Origin of the sequence: Paenibacillus sp. sptzw28, from assembly GCF_019550795.1 — a bacterium.
In the GTDB taxonomy this organism is placed as follows: Bacteria; Bacillota; Bacilli; order Paenibacillales; family Paenibacillaceae; genus Paenibacillus_Z.
Genome location: NZ_CP080545.1, coordinates 403803 through 417854, shown reverse-complemented (window position 1 = coordinate 417854; position 14052 = coordinate 403803). Strand labels below are relative to the sequence as shown.

Genomic DNA, 14052 nt, shown 5'->3' with positions numbered 1-14052 from the left:
CTAATTCCGGATCAATACCGCCATCAGTTCCATTCTGGATAATCCCGGCTCCTGCAAGTCCCCCACGACCTCGTTGAATTTGCCTGTATGCTCGACAATCTTGGAGAAAGATTGAATCAGCATGATGACATGGTCCGTGCCGAACGCCTCTTTATAAGTACCGGCCATTCCGATTAAATGGAATTTAATGAGGGCGTAATTAACAATTAAGAGGACATAATCTGCAAATGCGTCTTGTCTGCGAATGCGGGGAATCAGATTTTTGAATGTATAATTGACCAGGTAGTTTTCAAGAATATATTCATGTTCCGCCATAAAGGGACGGTAATAGTCATGATAGGCCTTCATGTAAAGGTCTACGCTCTCATCTCTTAAGGACTCATTGGTATATTCGAGCCCATTCAAGGTCGCCATCAGGCATTGCAGATAACGGTCGCTCTTCACACCTTTAAATAACCTGACATCGATCAAGCGCCTGAGCAGCTGCATCTGTGTAGTTATGGAGGACGCGAACCGGGGCATGCTCTCCGTTATTGCGCCGCTTTCAATCAGTTTCGCATAAGATGCAATACATCCCGGAATTTCTTCAATCTCTCCGCTTGCGATATGCTCTTGAAGCTTGCTGTAAAACAACCCGAGCATGATTAACCGGTCGGGCAAACTATAGGTGCGGTTCTGCAGGATTTGAATCGTAAAGTCGCGAAGCTCCTGGAAATACCGTCTTCCTCTTCGGGATGGCTTCTCGGCCCCGGGCTTGACTATACCTGTAATGGTATGGCGGCTGTCAATCGGCTCCCGGATCGTGGTAAACCTGATTCCTTTCGGATTGAGCAGCGCTAATCGCGCAATTTCGGGACACGCTACTGTAGCGGACTTCTCATAAGCCTCGTCAACGATGTTCGTACTGCGGGGGAAAGTAGCGCACAGGTTGGAGAGATACTTCTCTCCCAGATTCAAATGGACGATGCATAATTTATCCTGGCCAAGAAACGGGCATGCATAATCCGGTTTCAGACGAATCTCTGCATAGTTCCCGTCAAAGGTGCTCGCCTCATTGCGCTGCACATATTGCAGCAGTGGTTTCATATCGGGATTATCCGTATGCTTATAGGTTTCATAGGCTTCCTGGTCGATGTCGATTCTCCAACCCGAGCAGCATGTATCTTCACAAGCGGGACCAATACATGAAAAATCTCGCATATATTCAGGCATAAGGATAGTGCGTTCACTCACCCACGATTCCCTCCCGGAATTACAATTCTCATTTTTCTCATTTCTTTATGAATTCTCCATCTTATACATAAATACCTTTTTTTTGCTGAAAAAATTAGCCCTATCGACTTATAAGTGTACCAGCCAATTTGCCCATACCAAAAAAACGCCGGTACTCATTGGTTTCGAGTACGCAGCGTTTAGCGGCAGCCGCGCTAAGCGTTGATTTTCTCAAGCAGCTCCACGGTTTCCCAGCTCGTAAAGTGGTCTTCCCAAACCACATGGTAACGGTCATCAGCCGTCTCCAAGACGGTGCCTTTAGTCCCGTCCGGTACAAAGATGACATAATCGCCAACCTTGAACATTGGTTCACCCCAGTCTGAAGACGATTCCGTGCCCGCCTTTCGGGTATTCCCATTTGATATTCTGATGAGGGCAGCCGATACGGCAGCTTCCGCACTCATGGCAGCCCTCATAGCCGACGTGCATGCGGATCTCCTCCCATTTGTACACTTCCGCCGGGCAGAAAATGGTGCATATTTTATCAGGGCATTTCTCTAAACAAACATCGGCATCGAGCACATGAAGATGAGACTGCGTATCCGCGTTAAAGCGGACAAGGTACTGCTTCTCTTCGATTGATTGCGCTTTCATATCGCTCATTACTTCATCACCTTCCAAGCCCTGTACATATCGCGGGCCATTCTGATCTTCTGTTTGGCTGATCCGATTTCGCGCCAAATTTTCTTCTGCTTCTCTCTCTTGGAGGTCCCGTCTACCGTAAACATTTGGCTGGCCGCGCGGTTCACCATCGGAATGTACTGGTCAAAGTACTGAGGGAATTTGTCAAAATGGTGGGTCGCATCCTTATATTTCTTCAGATCCTGCCCGACAAAGCTCCCCATTAGCCGCTGCCGGTAATGGTTTAACATATTCTCCGAGAAGTCGCCTGCCTGCTTCGCCATCACAATCGTTTCCGCGGCAATACGTCCTGAGGTCATCGCCATGTTGGAGCCTTCCCTGTGGATCGCGTTCACAAGCTGCGCGGCATCGCCTACGACCAGAACGCCCGGACCGACGACCTTGGGCATGGAATGATAGCCGCCTTCAGGGATGAGATGCGCCAGATATTCCTGCTGCTCGCTGCCCTGAAGGTAAGGACGCACCATCGGATGGTTTTTCACGTAGTCCAGCAGCTGGTGGGGCTTTATTTTATGCTTGATCAAGCCGGACAGTAACGTGCCGACGCCTATGCTCAGCGTATCTTTGTTGGTATACAGAAAGCCCGTGCCGAGTATCCCTTTGGTCGCATCGCCGAACAGCTCGATCGTACAACCTTGACCTTCCTCAAGGTTGAAGCGGTCCTCGATGATTTTCTTATCCAGCTTCAAAATTTCCATCGTCGCCAGAGCGACCTCATCCGGCTTGAATTCTTTATGAAAACCAAGCGACTTCGCGAGCAGCGAATTTACTCCATCGGCCAGTACGACAACATCGGCATACAGCTGTCCATCAGGGCGATCCGTGCGGACACCGATCACTTTACCATCCTCTACGATACATTCCAGGACCACCGTCTCGTTCACGAGAAGAGCGCCCTGCTCTACCGCCTTCTGGGCGAACCATTGATCGAATTTGGCGCGCAGCACGGTAAAATTGTTATAGGGCTCGCGCGCCCACTCCAGTCCTTTATAGCCGAACGTAACGGCCGATTCCCGGTCAAGCATCATAAACCGCTGCTCGACGATCGGGCGCTCGAGGGGCGCCTCTTTATAAAATTCCGGAATGACTTCCTCCATCATTTGCCTGTAGAGGACGCCCCCCATCACATTCTTGGACCCCGGATACTCGCCCCGCTCAAGAAGCAGCACTTTTACTCCCGCCTTGGCCAGCTCGTACGCGCAGGCGATTCCAGCGGGCCCCGCTCCGACGACGATACACTCAAATTTCTCCGACATGCTCTACTTCCTTTCCAGTGGCATTCTTGAATTGTTCGATCAGCATGGGCACGATCTCAAAAGCATCTCCCACTATTCCGTAATGGCAGGACTGGAATATAAGCGCATTCGGATCTTTATTAATCGCTATGATCAATCCTGAATTCTGCATGCCTACAATATGCTGAATGGCGCCTGAAATTCCGATCGCAATGTAGATTTTCGGGGTCACCGTAACACCGGTTTGCCCTACCTGGTGATGATGGCCGATCCAGCCCGCCTCCACGACATCGCGGCTCGCGCCGACTGCTCCTCCCAAAGCATCTGCCAGCTGATGGACCAGCTGAAATCCGCTTGGTCCGCCAAGCCCCTTCCCGCCGGCAACGATGATATCCGCTTCATCGATCCTCACGTTCCGGGTCGCTGCACGGACGATTTCAAGAACTTTGGTACGAACGTCCTCCTCCCGCAGTGGAATAGCTTCTTCTACCAGCCTTCCCCGGCGGCCCGGCTCGGCAGGGAGTGCCCTCATTACCTTCGGACGCACCGTCGCCATCTGCGGACGGTACTTCTTGCAGAGGATCGTCGCCATAATATTGCCGCCGAAAGCAGGCCGGCTGGCCAGCAGCAGGCCGGTATCCTCTTCAACATCGAGAATCGTGGAGTCCGCGGTCAAACCTGTCGGAAGATCCGTCGCAACGGCACTGGCCAAATCCTTTCCCGTCGAAGTCGCGCCGTATAAAATAATTTCCGGTTTATATTTCTGCGTGCACGCGAGCAGCGCTTTCATGTATGTTTCCGTACGATACTGCCTGAATATCGGGTCGTCGTACACATATGCGGTGTCGGCTCCGTACTCGAAGGCGGTGGCTGCCAAAGACCGAATGCGGTCGCCTATGAGTACCCCCGCCAGCTCTGTTCCCCTCTTATCCGCCAGCCTCCTCCCCGCTCCCAACAATTCAAGGGAAACCGGGGCGATCTGTCCGTCTTTGACTTCCATGAACACCCAGACTCCGCGGTAATCCTCGAAGCTCATACAGATCCCTCCCCTGCGCCGAACAGCTCCTTCTTCGCAAGCAAAATATCCAGCAGCTGCCGAACCTGATCATTCGGGCCGCCTTCCAGCAGCTGTCCGCCTTGCGGCTTCTGCGGTGCCCATACCGAGGATACGATCGTTGGCGATCCTTTCAGTCCAAGCTGGGTGCGGTCTACGTCCTCCAGGTCGCTCACGGACCAGATATGCGGCTGATAGCGGGCCGCTTTCAGCATATTGGGCATGGAGGAGTACGGCACTTCGTTAATGTCCTTCTCGACGGAAAATAAACACGGAAGCGTTGATTGAATGACCTCGTAGCCGTCTTCGAGCTTGCGGTGAATGACGGCATAGCCCTGTTCCCGGTTTATCTCCACGATCTTCTTGACGGAGGTTAGCGGCGGAATGTCAAGGCGTCTGGCAATACCGGGCCCTACCTGGCCGGTGTCGCCGTCAATAGTCATTTTGCCGCAAATAATGAGATCGACCGGTTTGAGTGCGGAAATTTTGTCCAGGGCTTTGGTTAATGCATAGCTGGTAGCAAGCGTATCGGCCCCGGCGAAAGCCCGGTCGGAGATCATATACCCCTCGTCCGCTCCGATTTCAATGCATTTTCGGATCGCCTTCACGGCGGGCGGAGGCCCCATCGTGAGTACAGAGACAGTACCCCCGTATCTGTTCTTCAGCCGGACAGCTTCTTCCACCGCATGAGCGTCATATGGATTCAGGATAGCCGGTGCGCTTGAACGGTCCATCGTGTTGGTCTTCGGATTCATCTTGATGATCTTCGTATCCGGCACCTGTTTGATGCAGGCGACAATGTGCAGCAACGACAACACCTCTTTACACTATGATCCGTTACGTTTGTCTACTTACTTTAAATATATAAGGCAAATCCCAATAAAATGCCTGATTCCTGCTTTAACCGGGTCGCTTTTGCCTATTGCAAAAGCGAAACCGCTGCGTATTGTCCAAGCATAATCCGCTCTTTATTGTCCATTCTATATACGACACGACACAAAGAAGGAGCTTTCAGATGACAACGACAACAATGACACCTCCGGCTTCACAGACACAAGCACAGGTTCCGATTCCTGTTCCGCCGCGCGCCATTACAACGAAGGATCTGCTCTACATTAAAGATGCTTTGTCATGGGAATTACTGGCGTTCAAGAAGTTTCATTTCTTCGCGCAGCAGATCAAGAACCCTCAAATCAAGCAGGCGCTCGATAAGGCCGGCCAAATGCATCAGCGCCATTACCAAACACTGCTTACCCATCTTCAGGTCGACAATAATGCTGCCATGGCAGGGCTGCCTCAACAACAGCAGACCAAGCAGCAGTCACAGTAAAGGGGGCTTCAATCGGTGCCGAACAATAATGTAATTGCGAACCCGCAGTCCAATCAATTGCCGCAAGTGAAGGGACCGGAGATGAATGACCGCGATTTCCTGAACGACGGTCTGAGCACATGCAAATACTTGACGGACAGCCTCAATGTCGCCGTGCGCGAAGCGAGCCACGATCAGCTTCACGCGGACATGCTTCAAATTCTGGTGGAAACGCACCATAGCGCCCGTGAGCTGTACAATATGATGTTCCAGAACGGCTGGTACAAGCTGGAAGCCGAGGAGCAGCAGAAGCTGCAGCAAGCGCAGCAGCAATTCAGCGGATATTCCTCGCAATTTCCTTATTAGGCTGCAAGCTGCTCCCACTCTTCCCGGGTGGGAGTTTTTTCTGTGCGAAGCTGTTTTAGCAGCGATTGCCTTCCTTGTTTGAAACTGCCGCTCGTTTAATCGAGAACCGAATAATTAGCACAATAAATGAATACATAAAGTTATGAAGATTCCACAGGCTGACAAATCTGTTCACAAAGGAGGGACCCTCCATATGCATCCGGCAAAATCATACGCCGCAATCGCCGACCCACAAACCGTTGCAACATTTCGGGCACTTGTCGCAGCGATCGTCCCGAATACGCCGGCACTTGCCGTGTACGGAGCGGAACAAACGGCAGGCGCGGTAGATTTACACGTTGATGAGTATATGATTTGGGAGCTCGACCACACCCTTGCGCTTATGTTTGGCATTGAATTAACCATCTTCCCGCTGTCCGCTCCTACCGCCATGCTGCTGAACTCGGGCGCGGTTCAATTTCTGGCCTCGGGACAGGCGCAGTATGCTCCGAACTCTTCGCTGTGGGGGACCAGCCCCTTCGCAGCGCTTGCGGCAGCGGACCGGATTCGGGTGCTCGCGATGCTCGAGCAGCTCAACTTCGATCTTGGAGCAGTACCCCCTCCTTACAGGGACGACGGCGGATTTGTCGTTTTTATTATCGATTATCTGAACAGAGGGACGATGTTCGGTTTCTATTCGGAGTGGTCCGCATACGGGACGACACGGCTGAATACCCCAACCAGGCGGCGCCTGGAATATTTCCCGATCGGCTGGAGGCAGGTCGGGTATCCCGGCGTTTCTTTAGGTTATCGCGCTCTTCGCGGGTTTATGTTAACCATTGTACGAGAAGGAGGGGAATCCATAATTGTATGATCAAGATGCAGACGTAATCGTTATCGGATCCGGCGGCGGCGGCGCGGTCGCAGCCAAGGAGCTGGCAGAGAAAGGTCTTAAAGTATTGGTGCTGGAGGCAGGTCCCTTTTACGGCAACAAAAAATGGGAGAACCCGAACAGCGAACGCGGCGGAGAGTGGAGCTCCAGTTACGAGGATTTGGATGTCGGCATTTATAAGAAAATCTATAATTCGTATGAGAACAATATGAACGATGTGGTCTCAGGCGTATTTCGCTTCGGGCCGTCCGATCGCCGCCGCGCCCCCTGGCACCGTATTATGAAGCAGAAGGGCGATATTTGGCAGGTTTCCGGAGTCGGGGGGACGACGCAGCATTACTGGTCTCAGTCGCCGCGCGCATTTCCTGCCGCAGTCGACGGTATTTGGCCGATCAGCTATCGGGAGCTCATCCCCTATTACGAGAAAGCCGAGGCTACATTACCCGTTCAGTTCTCGCCGACGACTCCCAAGGAAGAGCTTTTTTATTACGGTGCCAAGAAAGCCGGATGGGATCTGATCCCGACGCTCAATGTCGTTACACCGGGGTATCGCCCAAACCCTAATGCGATTCTTCGTGCTAACGAGCATCTGATGGATCCTAATTATTCGATGGAACAATTACACGAGATGGAAGGATGCACGCTTAGGGGACATTGTGTCAATGGCTGTACAACCGGCCCGACCGTCGATAAAATCGCCAAACGGAGCACGCTTGTCAGCTACATCCCTCTCGCTCTCAAGACCGGCAACGTTGCCATCCGCCCCAATTCCTTTACGATCAAAATATTGACGGATCATGATCCACAAGGGGGGCTTCGCGCAACCGGCGTGCGGTTCCGTGATACATGGACGGGAGAAATAGGCGAGCTTACAGCCAAGGCCGTTGTCTTGGCGGCCGGATGCATCGAATCCCCCCGCCTTTGGCTGAACTCGGAGCTGCCTTACAACGGATGGGTCGGAAGAGGATTGACCAATCATTGTTTCGACTGGGTCGGAGGCGTTTTCGATGAGAAGGATCTGATGAGCATAATGGGCTTGCCGGCAGTCTATCCCTATATGGGGCATACTTCCGGAGCCAGAGTCGATATTCCGGGCACCGGAATCTTTCAAGTCTCCTGTCTGAGTCCGGGATTGATGTCCTTCCTGACTTACGGCTTCAGTGAAGCGGGCTACGACGCCCTTAACCCGCCGGAACCGGGAGCTCCGTGGAATATTCACGGCCGGGTGGTCGGTCCACAGCTGAAAGAATTAATGCTGGACTATTCGCGCACGATGACCATGCTTCTCCTAACGGATGACGAAGTGCGCTACAGCAACAGAGTTGAGGTCGATCCATTGCTGAAGGACGAGAACGGCCCGATTCCACTCATTCACTACACCCCCAGCCCCAAAACGCTGCAAAGGCGCGATAAATTGGCCAGATACGCTGCCGAGACGCTGCAGGCGGCCGGAGCCAAGAAAATTATCCGTTCGGATTTGCCGTTTGCCTTTCTGCTGCATCTTGAAAGCACGATGCGCATGGGGTTCGTGGTAGATACGAACTGCGAAGCTTATCAAGTGAAGCGGCTTTTTATCGCCGACAACAGCGTGCATTTTAATGGAATCGGCGGCCCCAATCCGACCCTTACCACCCAGGCGCTGGCAACGCGGACAGCGGATATACTCGCCAATAAATATTTTGATCAACCCATTGTGACGGCATAATAAAGGACCGCTCCCGATAAAGCGACAATGAATAAGAACCCGAGAGCCTTGGCGAAACTTTTCATTCGAACAACCTCCGTACTCGCAATAATTCTATTACCATTAGTTATTCTCTCCGCAAGGTAAACTATTCCGATAGTGCAGCAAAGACAGTTCACCGCATGGCAAGCCTGTGAAGGCTTCCCTGTCGGTGGACTGTTTCCTTTTTCAGAATAAATACGGAAATAACAGGGAATGTTATTCAAACACGAATGTCTTAATCGCTGCAGGATCCTTCAAATCGTGCATCATGAATAAGCACAAGGGAGAACCCATATGCCGTCAAAAAAAGGTCTTCCGGGACAAATCGAGAAAAAGCTGAGCAAATTTCAATATACAAACGAACAAGAATTGTTCGATAAATTGAGTGACAATGAAACGGCCTTATGTGAAATCTTTTCTTATTGCTCCGATCTTGTTGTACGAGAGCTTCACATATTCGGGTCGGTTTCCTGTATGGCGGTATATCTGGATGTGATGGTCGATGACACCTTGTGGGAATCCGGTTTGCTCGCTCCATTAATGAAAAAACAAACGGAAGAATTAGGAAGTCCAGAGCAGGTATTTGAGAAATTGAAATATGAGCTTGCTTCTATCGTAAAGCCTGTAATCGTATCTAATCTGAAAGAAACCGTTCAACGAATCGTGAATGGAGAAGTTGTTTTATTCATTGAATCTTCGAAACAAGCGGCGTCCTTCAAGCTTACAGACCAATTACAGCGCCAACTGGATGAACCGAGCACAGAGGCGGTTATTCGCGGACCCCGCATCGGGTTTATCGAGAAGCTCAATATCAATATGGCATTGATGCGTCAACGAATTAAAACACCTTCGCTGAAGATGGAAAAAATGAGCTTAGGAGCGCTCTCCCAGACTGAGGTCGTACTACTCTATATTGAGAACAAAGCGCAGCCGCAAGTGGTGGAGGAAGTAAAAAAACGATTGTCCAGAATCAATACAGACGGGATTTTAGAATCAGGTTACATCGAAGAGTTTATATGCGACTTCCCCTACTCGCCGTTCCCCACCATGCAGGCGACGGAGAGACCCGATTCGGTCGCGGGGTCACTAATCGAAGGAAAGGTTGCGCTTCTCATTGACGGTTCCCCTTTTGCGCTCGTTATGCCAATCACACTCTGGTATGGGCTGCAAACGGTGGAGGATTACTACATCAATTTCATATTCGCTACAATGCTGCGGTGGCTGAGGTATTTATTTGCCTATATGGCGCTGGCCCTGCCATCCATTTATGTAGCGGTTACAACCTTTCATCAGGAAATGATCCCCACGAGCCTGGCTCTTAGTCTCGCCTCAGCGCGGGAAATCGTTCCGTTTCCGGCCATGGTTGAGACATTGATAATGGAGGTTACCTTTGAAGCGCTCCGTGAGGCGGGAGTGCGGCTTCCCCGTCCGGTTGGCCAGACGATCAGCATCGTAGGCGCGCTTGTTATTGGACAAGCTGCGGTTCAGGCCGGAATCATATCAGCCCCCATTATCATTATCGTATCCTTGACGGGTATCGCATCCTTCCTCATTCCCCATCCGGGGATGAGCCAGGCGGTCAGTATTCTACGTTTCCCGATGGTGATTTGCGCCGGAACGTTCGGACTTTACGGAGTCAGCGCCGCCATGATCGCGCTCTTGATCCATCTGACCAACCTGAGCTCCTTCGGCGTGCCTTATTTGAGTCCGCTCGCGCCTCTCAACCTGTCCGGGCTATGGGATGTATTGGTCAGAGCACCATGGCAGTTGCTTCACAAACGACAGCAGCTTATTCAACAAAAAGTGGAGATGGAGAAGGAATGAACCTACACCGGATTGTCTACAGGTGCATGGCATTTAGCCTCAGCCTTGCGCTGCTGGCAGGCTGTTGGGACCGTAAAGAAACGGATGACCTTGCTTTGGTAATGGCAGGCGGTCTTGATCTCACAGAGGACGGCAAGCTTGAAAGCACACTGCAAATTGCCCTCCCCACCGGTATCCCGGGCGCTATTCAATCCGGGGGAAAAGCCAAAAGGTCCGTCATTGTTGTCTCAGCTGAGGGGAAGGACAGCACAAGCAATCTGGATCGCCTGCAGCAGCAATTATCGCGGAGAATTTTTCTTGGTCACCGCGGCGTTATAGTATTCGGCGAGAATTTCGCCAGACACGGCTTCGACCAGGTACTCGATACATTAATGCGCGGACCGGAAAGCCGGTACAACAGCTTTATCGTGACCGCATATGGGGCGACGGCAAAAGAAATTTTAAACACTCCGTACGAGCTGGAGCCAATTCCGGCTATCGGTATGAACAAAATACAATCCGGCCACTTCAGCGTGGGCGTCAAAATTGATGAATTTCTACATGCGCTCGCTTCAAACGGACAAGCCCCGGTAACCGCCGGCATTCGAATCATCAATAAAGGCTCCGGCAACGAAATCTTCGTTATGGATAAGGCAGCGGTTTACAATGGGATTAAATTGGCAGGATTTCTCTCGGGAATGGATTTGAAGGTATTTCGCATGATGATAGGGGACCTGGACGGTATGAAGCTTACCACCCAATTGGAACCTCCCAAGAAAGAATTCAATGGAATCGTCAGTTCTCAGCTGTTACAAGTAAAAGCAAAAATACAGACTGAAATGAAGGGAGGGGCACCCGCGGTAACCATATCGGTCAAAGTCAGGGCCAGAATCATCTCAAACAACACCAGACTGGATATGAGCAAACCCCAGTCCCTCAACCTATTGCAAAAGAAGTATGCGGATGATTTAAAAAAAGCGTTTGCAAAAACGGTCAAGCTTGCGCAAACAAAATACAAAGCGGATATATTCGGTATTGGAAGGGAACTCCACATACAACATCCCGGCGCCTGGAATAAACTCAAGAATCAATGGAAAACGATTTATCCTAAAGTACCCGTTCAAATCAAAACTGAATTCGAAATCGAGCGGATTGGCAGAACTCAGGCACCTGCACATCTGCAGAAGTAAGGGCACTATTCAATAAATTGAGGGAGGGCCGACATGAAAATAACCGGATTACAAGTGTTCTGGATGATCTTCACCATGGATCTGGGCATGACCCTGATCATGACGCTTACCCCAAGCATACAGGCAGCTAAACAAGATGTATGGATCTCTATTATCGTTGCCGGATTAATCGTTCTCTTTGTCACATTTCTTGTGACGAAGACCACGCTTCTCTACCCTGACCAGACTTTAATTGAGTTCTGCCAAACGATACTGGGAAAATGGCCCGGCAAGGTCGTGGTTGTTGTCTATCTGGTTCAATGGTATACGATCCTTCCAATCGTTCTCCGTCAATTTAATGACGTAATCCATATCATGATCCTCCCTGCGACGCCGAAGTGGGCGGTTATGTTGATAATGGTCATTCTGATTGCATATGCCGCCAATTCGGGAGGCATTGTCACGATCGCCCGCTGCAGTGAAATTCTCGGGCCTCTCATTATTCTGATGATCATCGTCTCTCTGCTGGGAATCCTCAACACTATAGACTTAAGGAATCTTCTGCCTGTCTACGCGGATAGCGGAATAAAGGGAATCGTAAAGGGGGCGCTCCCCCCCGCCTCCTATCTCGGACATTCAGTCGAATATCTTATGCTCGCATCGTTTTTATATCACCCGCGCAAAGGAGCACCTTATGCATATTGGGGAGTCATTACCGCCTCTTTCTTCGTCATGCTTTCCATGTTAATGGCCACTGCCACGGTAGGGATTAATTTGGCTCCAAAAATGTGGTATCCTTTTTTCGAAATGTCGAGAAAAATCTCTTTATTCGGTTTCATTGAAAATTTCGACCCGCTTTTGATCGTGATTTGGGTTGCCAGCGTGTTCATCAAATTGGCCCTTTATTTATTCATCACCAGCTATGGTACCGCCCAATTCCTGCACATCAAAAATTGGAGGGTTCTAGTCTGGTTTGTCTCTCCGGTTGTACTCGCATTTTCCTTTTTCCCCAAAAATGTTGTGGAGGCAACTTCAAATTATTTACTCAATTACTGGATACCCGTTGCGTTTCCTGTAAATATGATCGGTCTGCCATTGCTCCTGCTTATCGTGGGAACGATTAAACGGAGAAAAACCCAAGCCAGTACGCCTTAACTCGCGGCATAGTGTTTGGGCAGAGGAATGCGATTTCCAGACTGCAGTTGTTACGGTGCAGGAAAAATCCACTTTCCTATCGGTTCGAAGATTGCCGCAAGCGGGACGGCCGGACTCGGTATATCTACATCGGCAATGAGCAGAGTCCCAATCACTGCGGCGGTCAGCATCAACCCAATATTAACGATTATTTCTATCTTCGTCTTTCCATGCAAAGCGCGAAATTGCCAAAATGACAAATATGCGACAAAAAGCAGGAATAATGCAATGGTTATAACAATCATTGCCAGGTCACCTCCAACCGTTATGGTTCCGTCAAAGACAGCGTGCGTTTTCGTTTGATGACAAGCGCAGTCAGCAGCATAGCTAACGGAATAATGATTTGAAACGGTATGGAATACCACTGCCATATTTTTGTTGCAAATTTGATCATTTCCATGTTGTTTTTATAAAAAAAGAGTGAAAATTCCAGCATTAACAGACTCAACGGAATAAGATATAAGCGGTACTGTTTGCCGGGCAACGCTGACGAAAACGATTTTGCGCTTGCATAGAGACATACGCTTATTTTGACAAATGCCCCCAATAAAAAAGTAATGATGGTTATCGGTTCTACGCGTTCAAGGAATTCTGCAACGGAAATATACTGATAGGCCGTGTAACTCGGGAAGAGCAATTTCGACGATATATTTCCCAGTACCAAAGTATTTCGAACGTTGCTGAGAAGCAGCATAATACCTGAGATTAGAAGCGCCCACAACACTGTTTTCTTCGCCTGTCCGATCTTGTTAATTTGCGGAATAATCATTGCAAACACAATGGTTTCTCCGAACGGAAATCCAACCAGCTCCGTCATTCCTTCCAATATCGGCATCCAACCGCGATCGACTACAGGCAGCAGATTTTCAGGCTGGAGATCCTTTATCATTAGCATGGAAAGCATTGCTTCCACCAATACAAGAAGAAGAAGTGATATCGAGCAGCGGGAAAGCACTTCCATACCGGCATAAGCCGCCCATAAAACAATCGCAGTCATCGTAGCAGCGATCATGAGGGGCGACGTCTCGGGCAGTGCAATGATCAAGATATATTCATAAAAGTTTTTTAAGACGAGAACCGCGAGATGGAAGCTGTACCAAGCATAGATGAAGCCGATAAGGCGCCCGGCCCAAACACCGAACAATACTTCAGCGATCTCAACGAGAGTCCTGCCAGGATATAGCTGGCAAAGATGCGTATACATCCAAATAATACCATAGGATACAATGACGCCCAAAATAATGGAAATCCAAGCATCGTGTCCGGCTACGGCGGCAAGAGGCACTGTTAGCGGGGTTCCGACTATCCACATAATCATCAAAGCTGTAAGTCCACTGCTGGAAAGCTGTTCGATTGAATGTTTCATTTCACTTTGACTCCTTCCATACCCGCCTAAAACCTTTAAAGATGA

Annotated in this window: 15 protein-coding genes; 7 read left to right on the top strand and 8 right to left on the bottom strand. The window is 50.1% G+C overall.

The genetic code is table 11. The annotated features are described in order from the left end of the window. The 6 genes from fliB to KZ483_RS01905 all read right to left on the bottom strand — a co-directional run bounded on the left by fliB (position 1) and on the right by KZ483_RS01905 (position 5012). Positions 1-1233: a flagellin lysine-N-methylase gene (gene fliB, locus KZ483_RS01930; protein WP_220351114.1), complete on the bottom strand. Its 1233-nt coding sequence runs from the start codon at positions 1231-1233 to the stop codon at positions 1-3. 194 nt (positions 1234-1427) lie between these two features. Further along, positions 1428-1577 carry a hypothetical protein gene (locus tag KZ483_RS01925; protein WP_220351113.1) on the bottom strand — a complete coding sequence of 50 codons (150 nt, stop codon included), beginning with the start codon at positions 1575-1577 and terminating at the stop codon, positions 1428-1430. A 4-nt stretch (positions 1578-1581) separates the two neighbouring features. After that, complete coding sequence (locus tag KZ483_RS01920) at positions 1582-1875, bottom strand: ferredoxin family protein (RefSeq protein ID WP_220351112.1); 294 nt, start codon at positions 1873-1875, stop codon at positions 1582-1584. Next, complete coding sequence (locus KZ483_RS01915; protein ID WP_220351111.1) at positions 1875-3170, bottom strand: FAD-dependent oxidoreductase; 1296 nt, start codon at positions 3168-3170, stop codon at positions 1875-1877. Before KZ483_RS01915 ends, KZ483_RS01920 begins: the two co-directional genes overlap by 1 nt. After that, a complete protein-coding gene (locus KZ483_RS01910) occupies positions 3154-4185 on the bottom strand; it encodes an electron transfer flavoprotein subunit alpha/FixB family protein (protein WP_220351110.1) in 1032 nt (343 codons plus the stop codon). Before KZ483_RS01910 ends, KZ483_RS01915 begins: the two co-directional genes overlap by 17 nt. Beyond that, positions 4182-5012 carry an electron transfer flavoprotein subunit beta/FixA family protein gene (locus KZ483_RS01905; protein ID WP_220351109.1) on the bottom strand — a complete coding sequence of 277 codons (831 nt, stop codon included), beginning with the start codon at positions 5010-5012 and terminating at the stop codon, positions 4182-4184. The genes KZ483_RS01910 and KZ483_RS01905 overlap by 4 nt, the downstream gene beginning before the upstream one ends. Before the next feature lie 206 nt (positions 5013-5218). Here KZ483_RS01905 and KZ483_RS01900 point away from each other — a divergent pair, with 206 nt between their 5' ends. The 7 genes from KZ483_RS01900 (at position 5219) to KZ483_RS01870 (ending at position 12602) form a co-directional block, all read left to right on the top strand. Next, positions 5219-5533: a ferritin family protein gene (locus KZ483_RS01900; protein ID WP_258881505.1), complete on the top strand. Its 315-nt coding sequence runs from the start codon at positions 5219-5221 to the stop codon at positions 5531-5533. Between the two features lie 15 nt (positions 5534-5548). Then, positions 5549-5878, top strand: coding sequence for a spore coat protein (locus KZ483_RS01895; protein WP_220351108.1), 330 nt, complete (start codon positions 5549-5551; stop codon positions 5876-5878). Positions 5879-6071: 193 nt separating this feature from the next. Beyond that, positions 6072-6731 carry a gluconate 2-dehydrogenase subunit 3 family protein gene (locus tag KZ483_RS01890; protein ID WP_220351107.1) on the top strand — a complete coding sequence of 220 codons (660 nt, stop codon included), beginning with the start codon at positions 6072-6074 and terminating at the stop codon, positions 6729-6731. After that, complete coding sequence (locus tag KZ483_RS01885; RefSeq protein ID WP_220351106.1) at positions 6724-8454, top strand: GMC family oxidoreductase N-terminal domain-containing protein; 1731 nt, start codon at positions 6724-6726, stop codon at positions 8452-8454. The genes KZ483_RS01890 and KZ483_RS01885 overlap by 8 nt, the downstream gene beginning before the upstream one ends. Positions 8455-8769: 315 nt before the next feature. Continuing rightward, positions 8770-10299, top strand: coding sequence for a spore germination protein (locus KZ483_RS01880; RefSeq protein WP_220351105.1), 1530 nt, complete (start codon positions 8770-8772; stop codon positions 10297-10299). Then, the gene (locus tag KZ483_RS01875) at positions 10296-11468 is read left to right on the top strand and encodes a Ger(x)C family spore germination protein (RefSeq protein ID WP_220351104.1); all 1173 of its coding nucleotides are present in this window, start codon (positions 10296-10298) and stop codon (positions 11466-11468) included. Before KZ483_RS01880 ends, KZ483_RS01875 begins: the two co-directional genes overlap by 4 nt. A gap of 33 nt (positions 11469-11501) precedes the next feature. Further along, positions 11502-12602, top strand: a complete 1101-nt coding sequence (locus tag KZ483_RS01870; protein ID WP_220351103.1) for a GerAB/ArcD/ProY family transporter — start codon at positions 11502-11504, stop codon at positions 12600-12602. A 50-nt stretch (positions 12603-12652) separates the two neighbouring features. Here the strand turns inward: KZ483_RS01870 and KZ483_RS01865 are convergent, their stop codons facing one another. Together KZ483_RS01865 and KZ483_RS01860 are read right to left on the bottom strand one after the other, a co-directional pair. Next, the gene (locus tag KZ483_RS01865; RefSeq protein WP_220351102.1) at positions 12653-12886 is read right to left on the bottom strand and encodes a hypothetical protein; all 234 of its coding nucleotides are present in this window, start codon (positions 12884-12886) and stop codon (positions 12653-12655) included. Between the two features lie 20 nt (positions 12887-12906). Then, positions 12907-14007 (bottom strand): GerAB/ArcD/ProY family transporter, encoded by a 1101-nt coding sequence (locus KZ483_RS01860; RefSeq protein ID WP_220351101.1) that lies wholly within the window; start codon positions 14005-14007, stop codon positions 12907-12909. Between the last annotated feature and the right edge of the window lie 45 nt (positions 14008-14052).

Excerpts from the sequence above, each read along its gene's own strand:
- KZ483_RS01910 (WP_220351110.1), bottom strand. The coding sequence starts at position 4,185 with ATGAGCTTCGAGGATTACCGCGGAGTCTGGGTGTTCATGGAAGTCAAA.
- KZ483_RS01870 (WP_220351103.1), top strand. The coding sequence starts at position 11,502 with ATGAAAATAACCGGATTACAAGTGTTCTGGATGATCTTCACCATGGAT.
- KZ483_RS01890 (WP_220351107.1), top strand. The coding sequence starts at position 6,072 with ATGCATCCGGCAAAATCATACGCCGCAATCGCCGACCCACAAACCGTT.
- KZ483_RS01920 (WP_220351112.1), bottom strand. The coding sequence starts at position 1,875 with ATGAGCGATATGAAAGCGCAATCAATCGAAGAGAAGCAGTACCTTGTC.
- KZ483_RS01925 (WP_220351113.1), bottom strand. The coding sequence starts at position 1,577 with ATGTTCAAGGTTGGCGATTATGTCATCTTTGTACCGGACGGGACTAAA.
- KZ483_RS01865 (WP_220351102.1), bottom strand. The coding sequence starts at position 12,886 with ATGATTGTTATAACCATTGCATTATTCCTGCTTTTTGTCGCATATTTG.
- KZ483_RS01915 (WP_220351111.1), bottom strand. The coding sequence starts at position 3,170 with ATGTCGGAGAAATTTGAGTGTATCGTCGTCGGAGCGGGGCCCGCTGGA.
- KZ483_RS01860 (WP_220351101.1), bottom strand. The coding sequence starts at position 14,007 with ATGAAACATTCAATCGAACAGCTTTCCAGCAGTGGACTTACAGCTTTG.
- KZ483_RS01900 (WP_258881505.1), top strand. The coding sequence starts at position 5,219 with ATGACAACGACAACAATGACACCTCCGGCTTCACAGACACAAGCACAG.
- KZ483_RS01880 (WP_220351105.1), top strand. The coding sequence starts at position 8,770 with ATGCCGTCAAAAAAAGGTCTTCCGGGACAAATCGAGAAAAAGCTGAGC.
- KZ483_RS01875 (WP_220351104.1), top strand. The coding sequence starts at position 10,296 with ATGAACCTACACCGGATTGTCTACAGGTGCATGGCATTTAGCCTCAGC.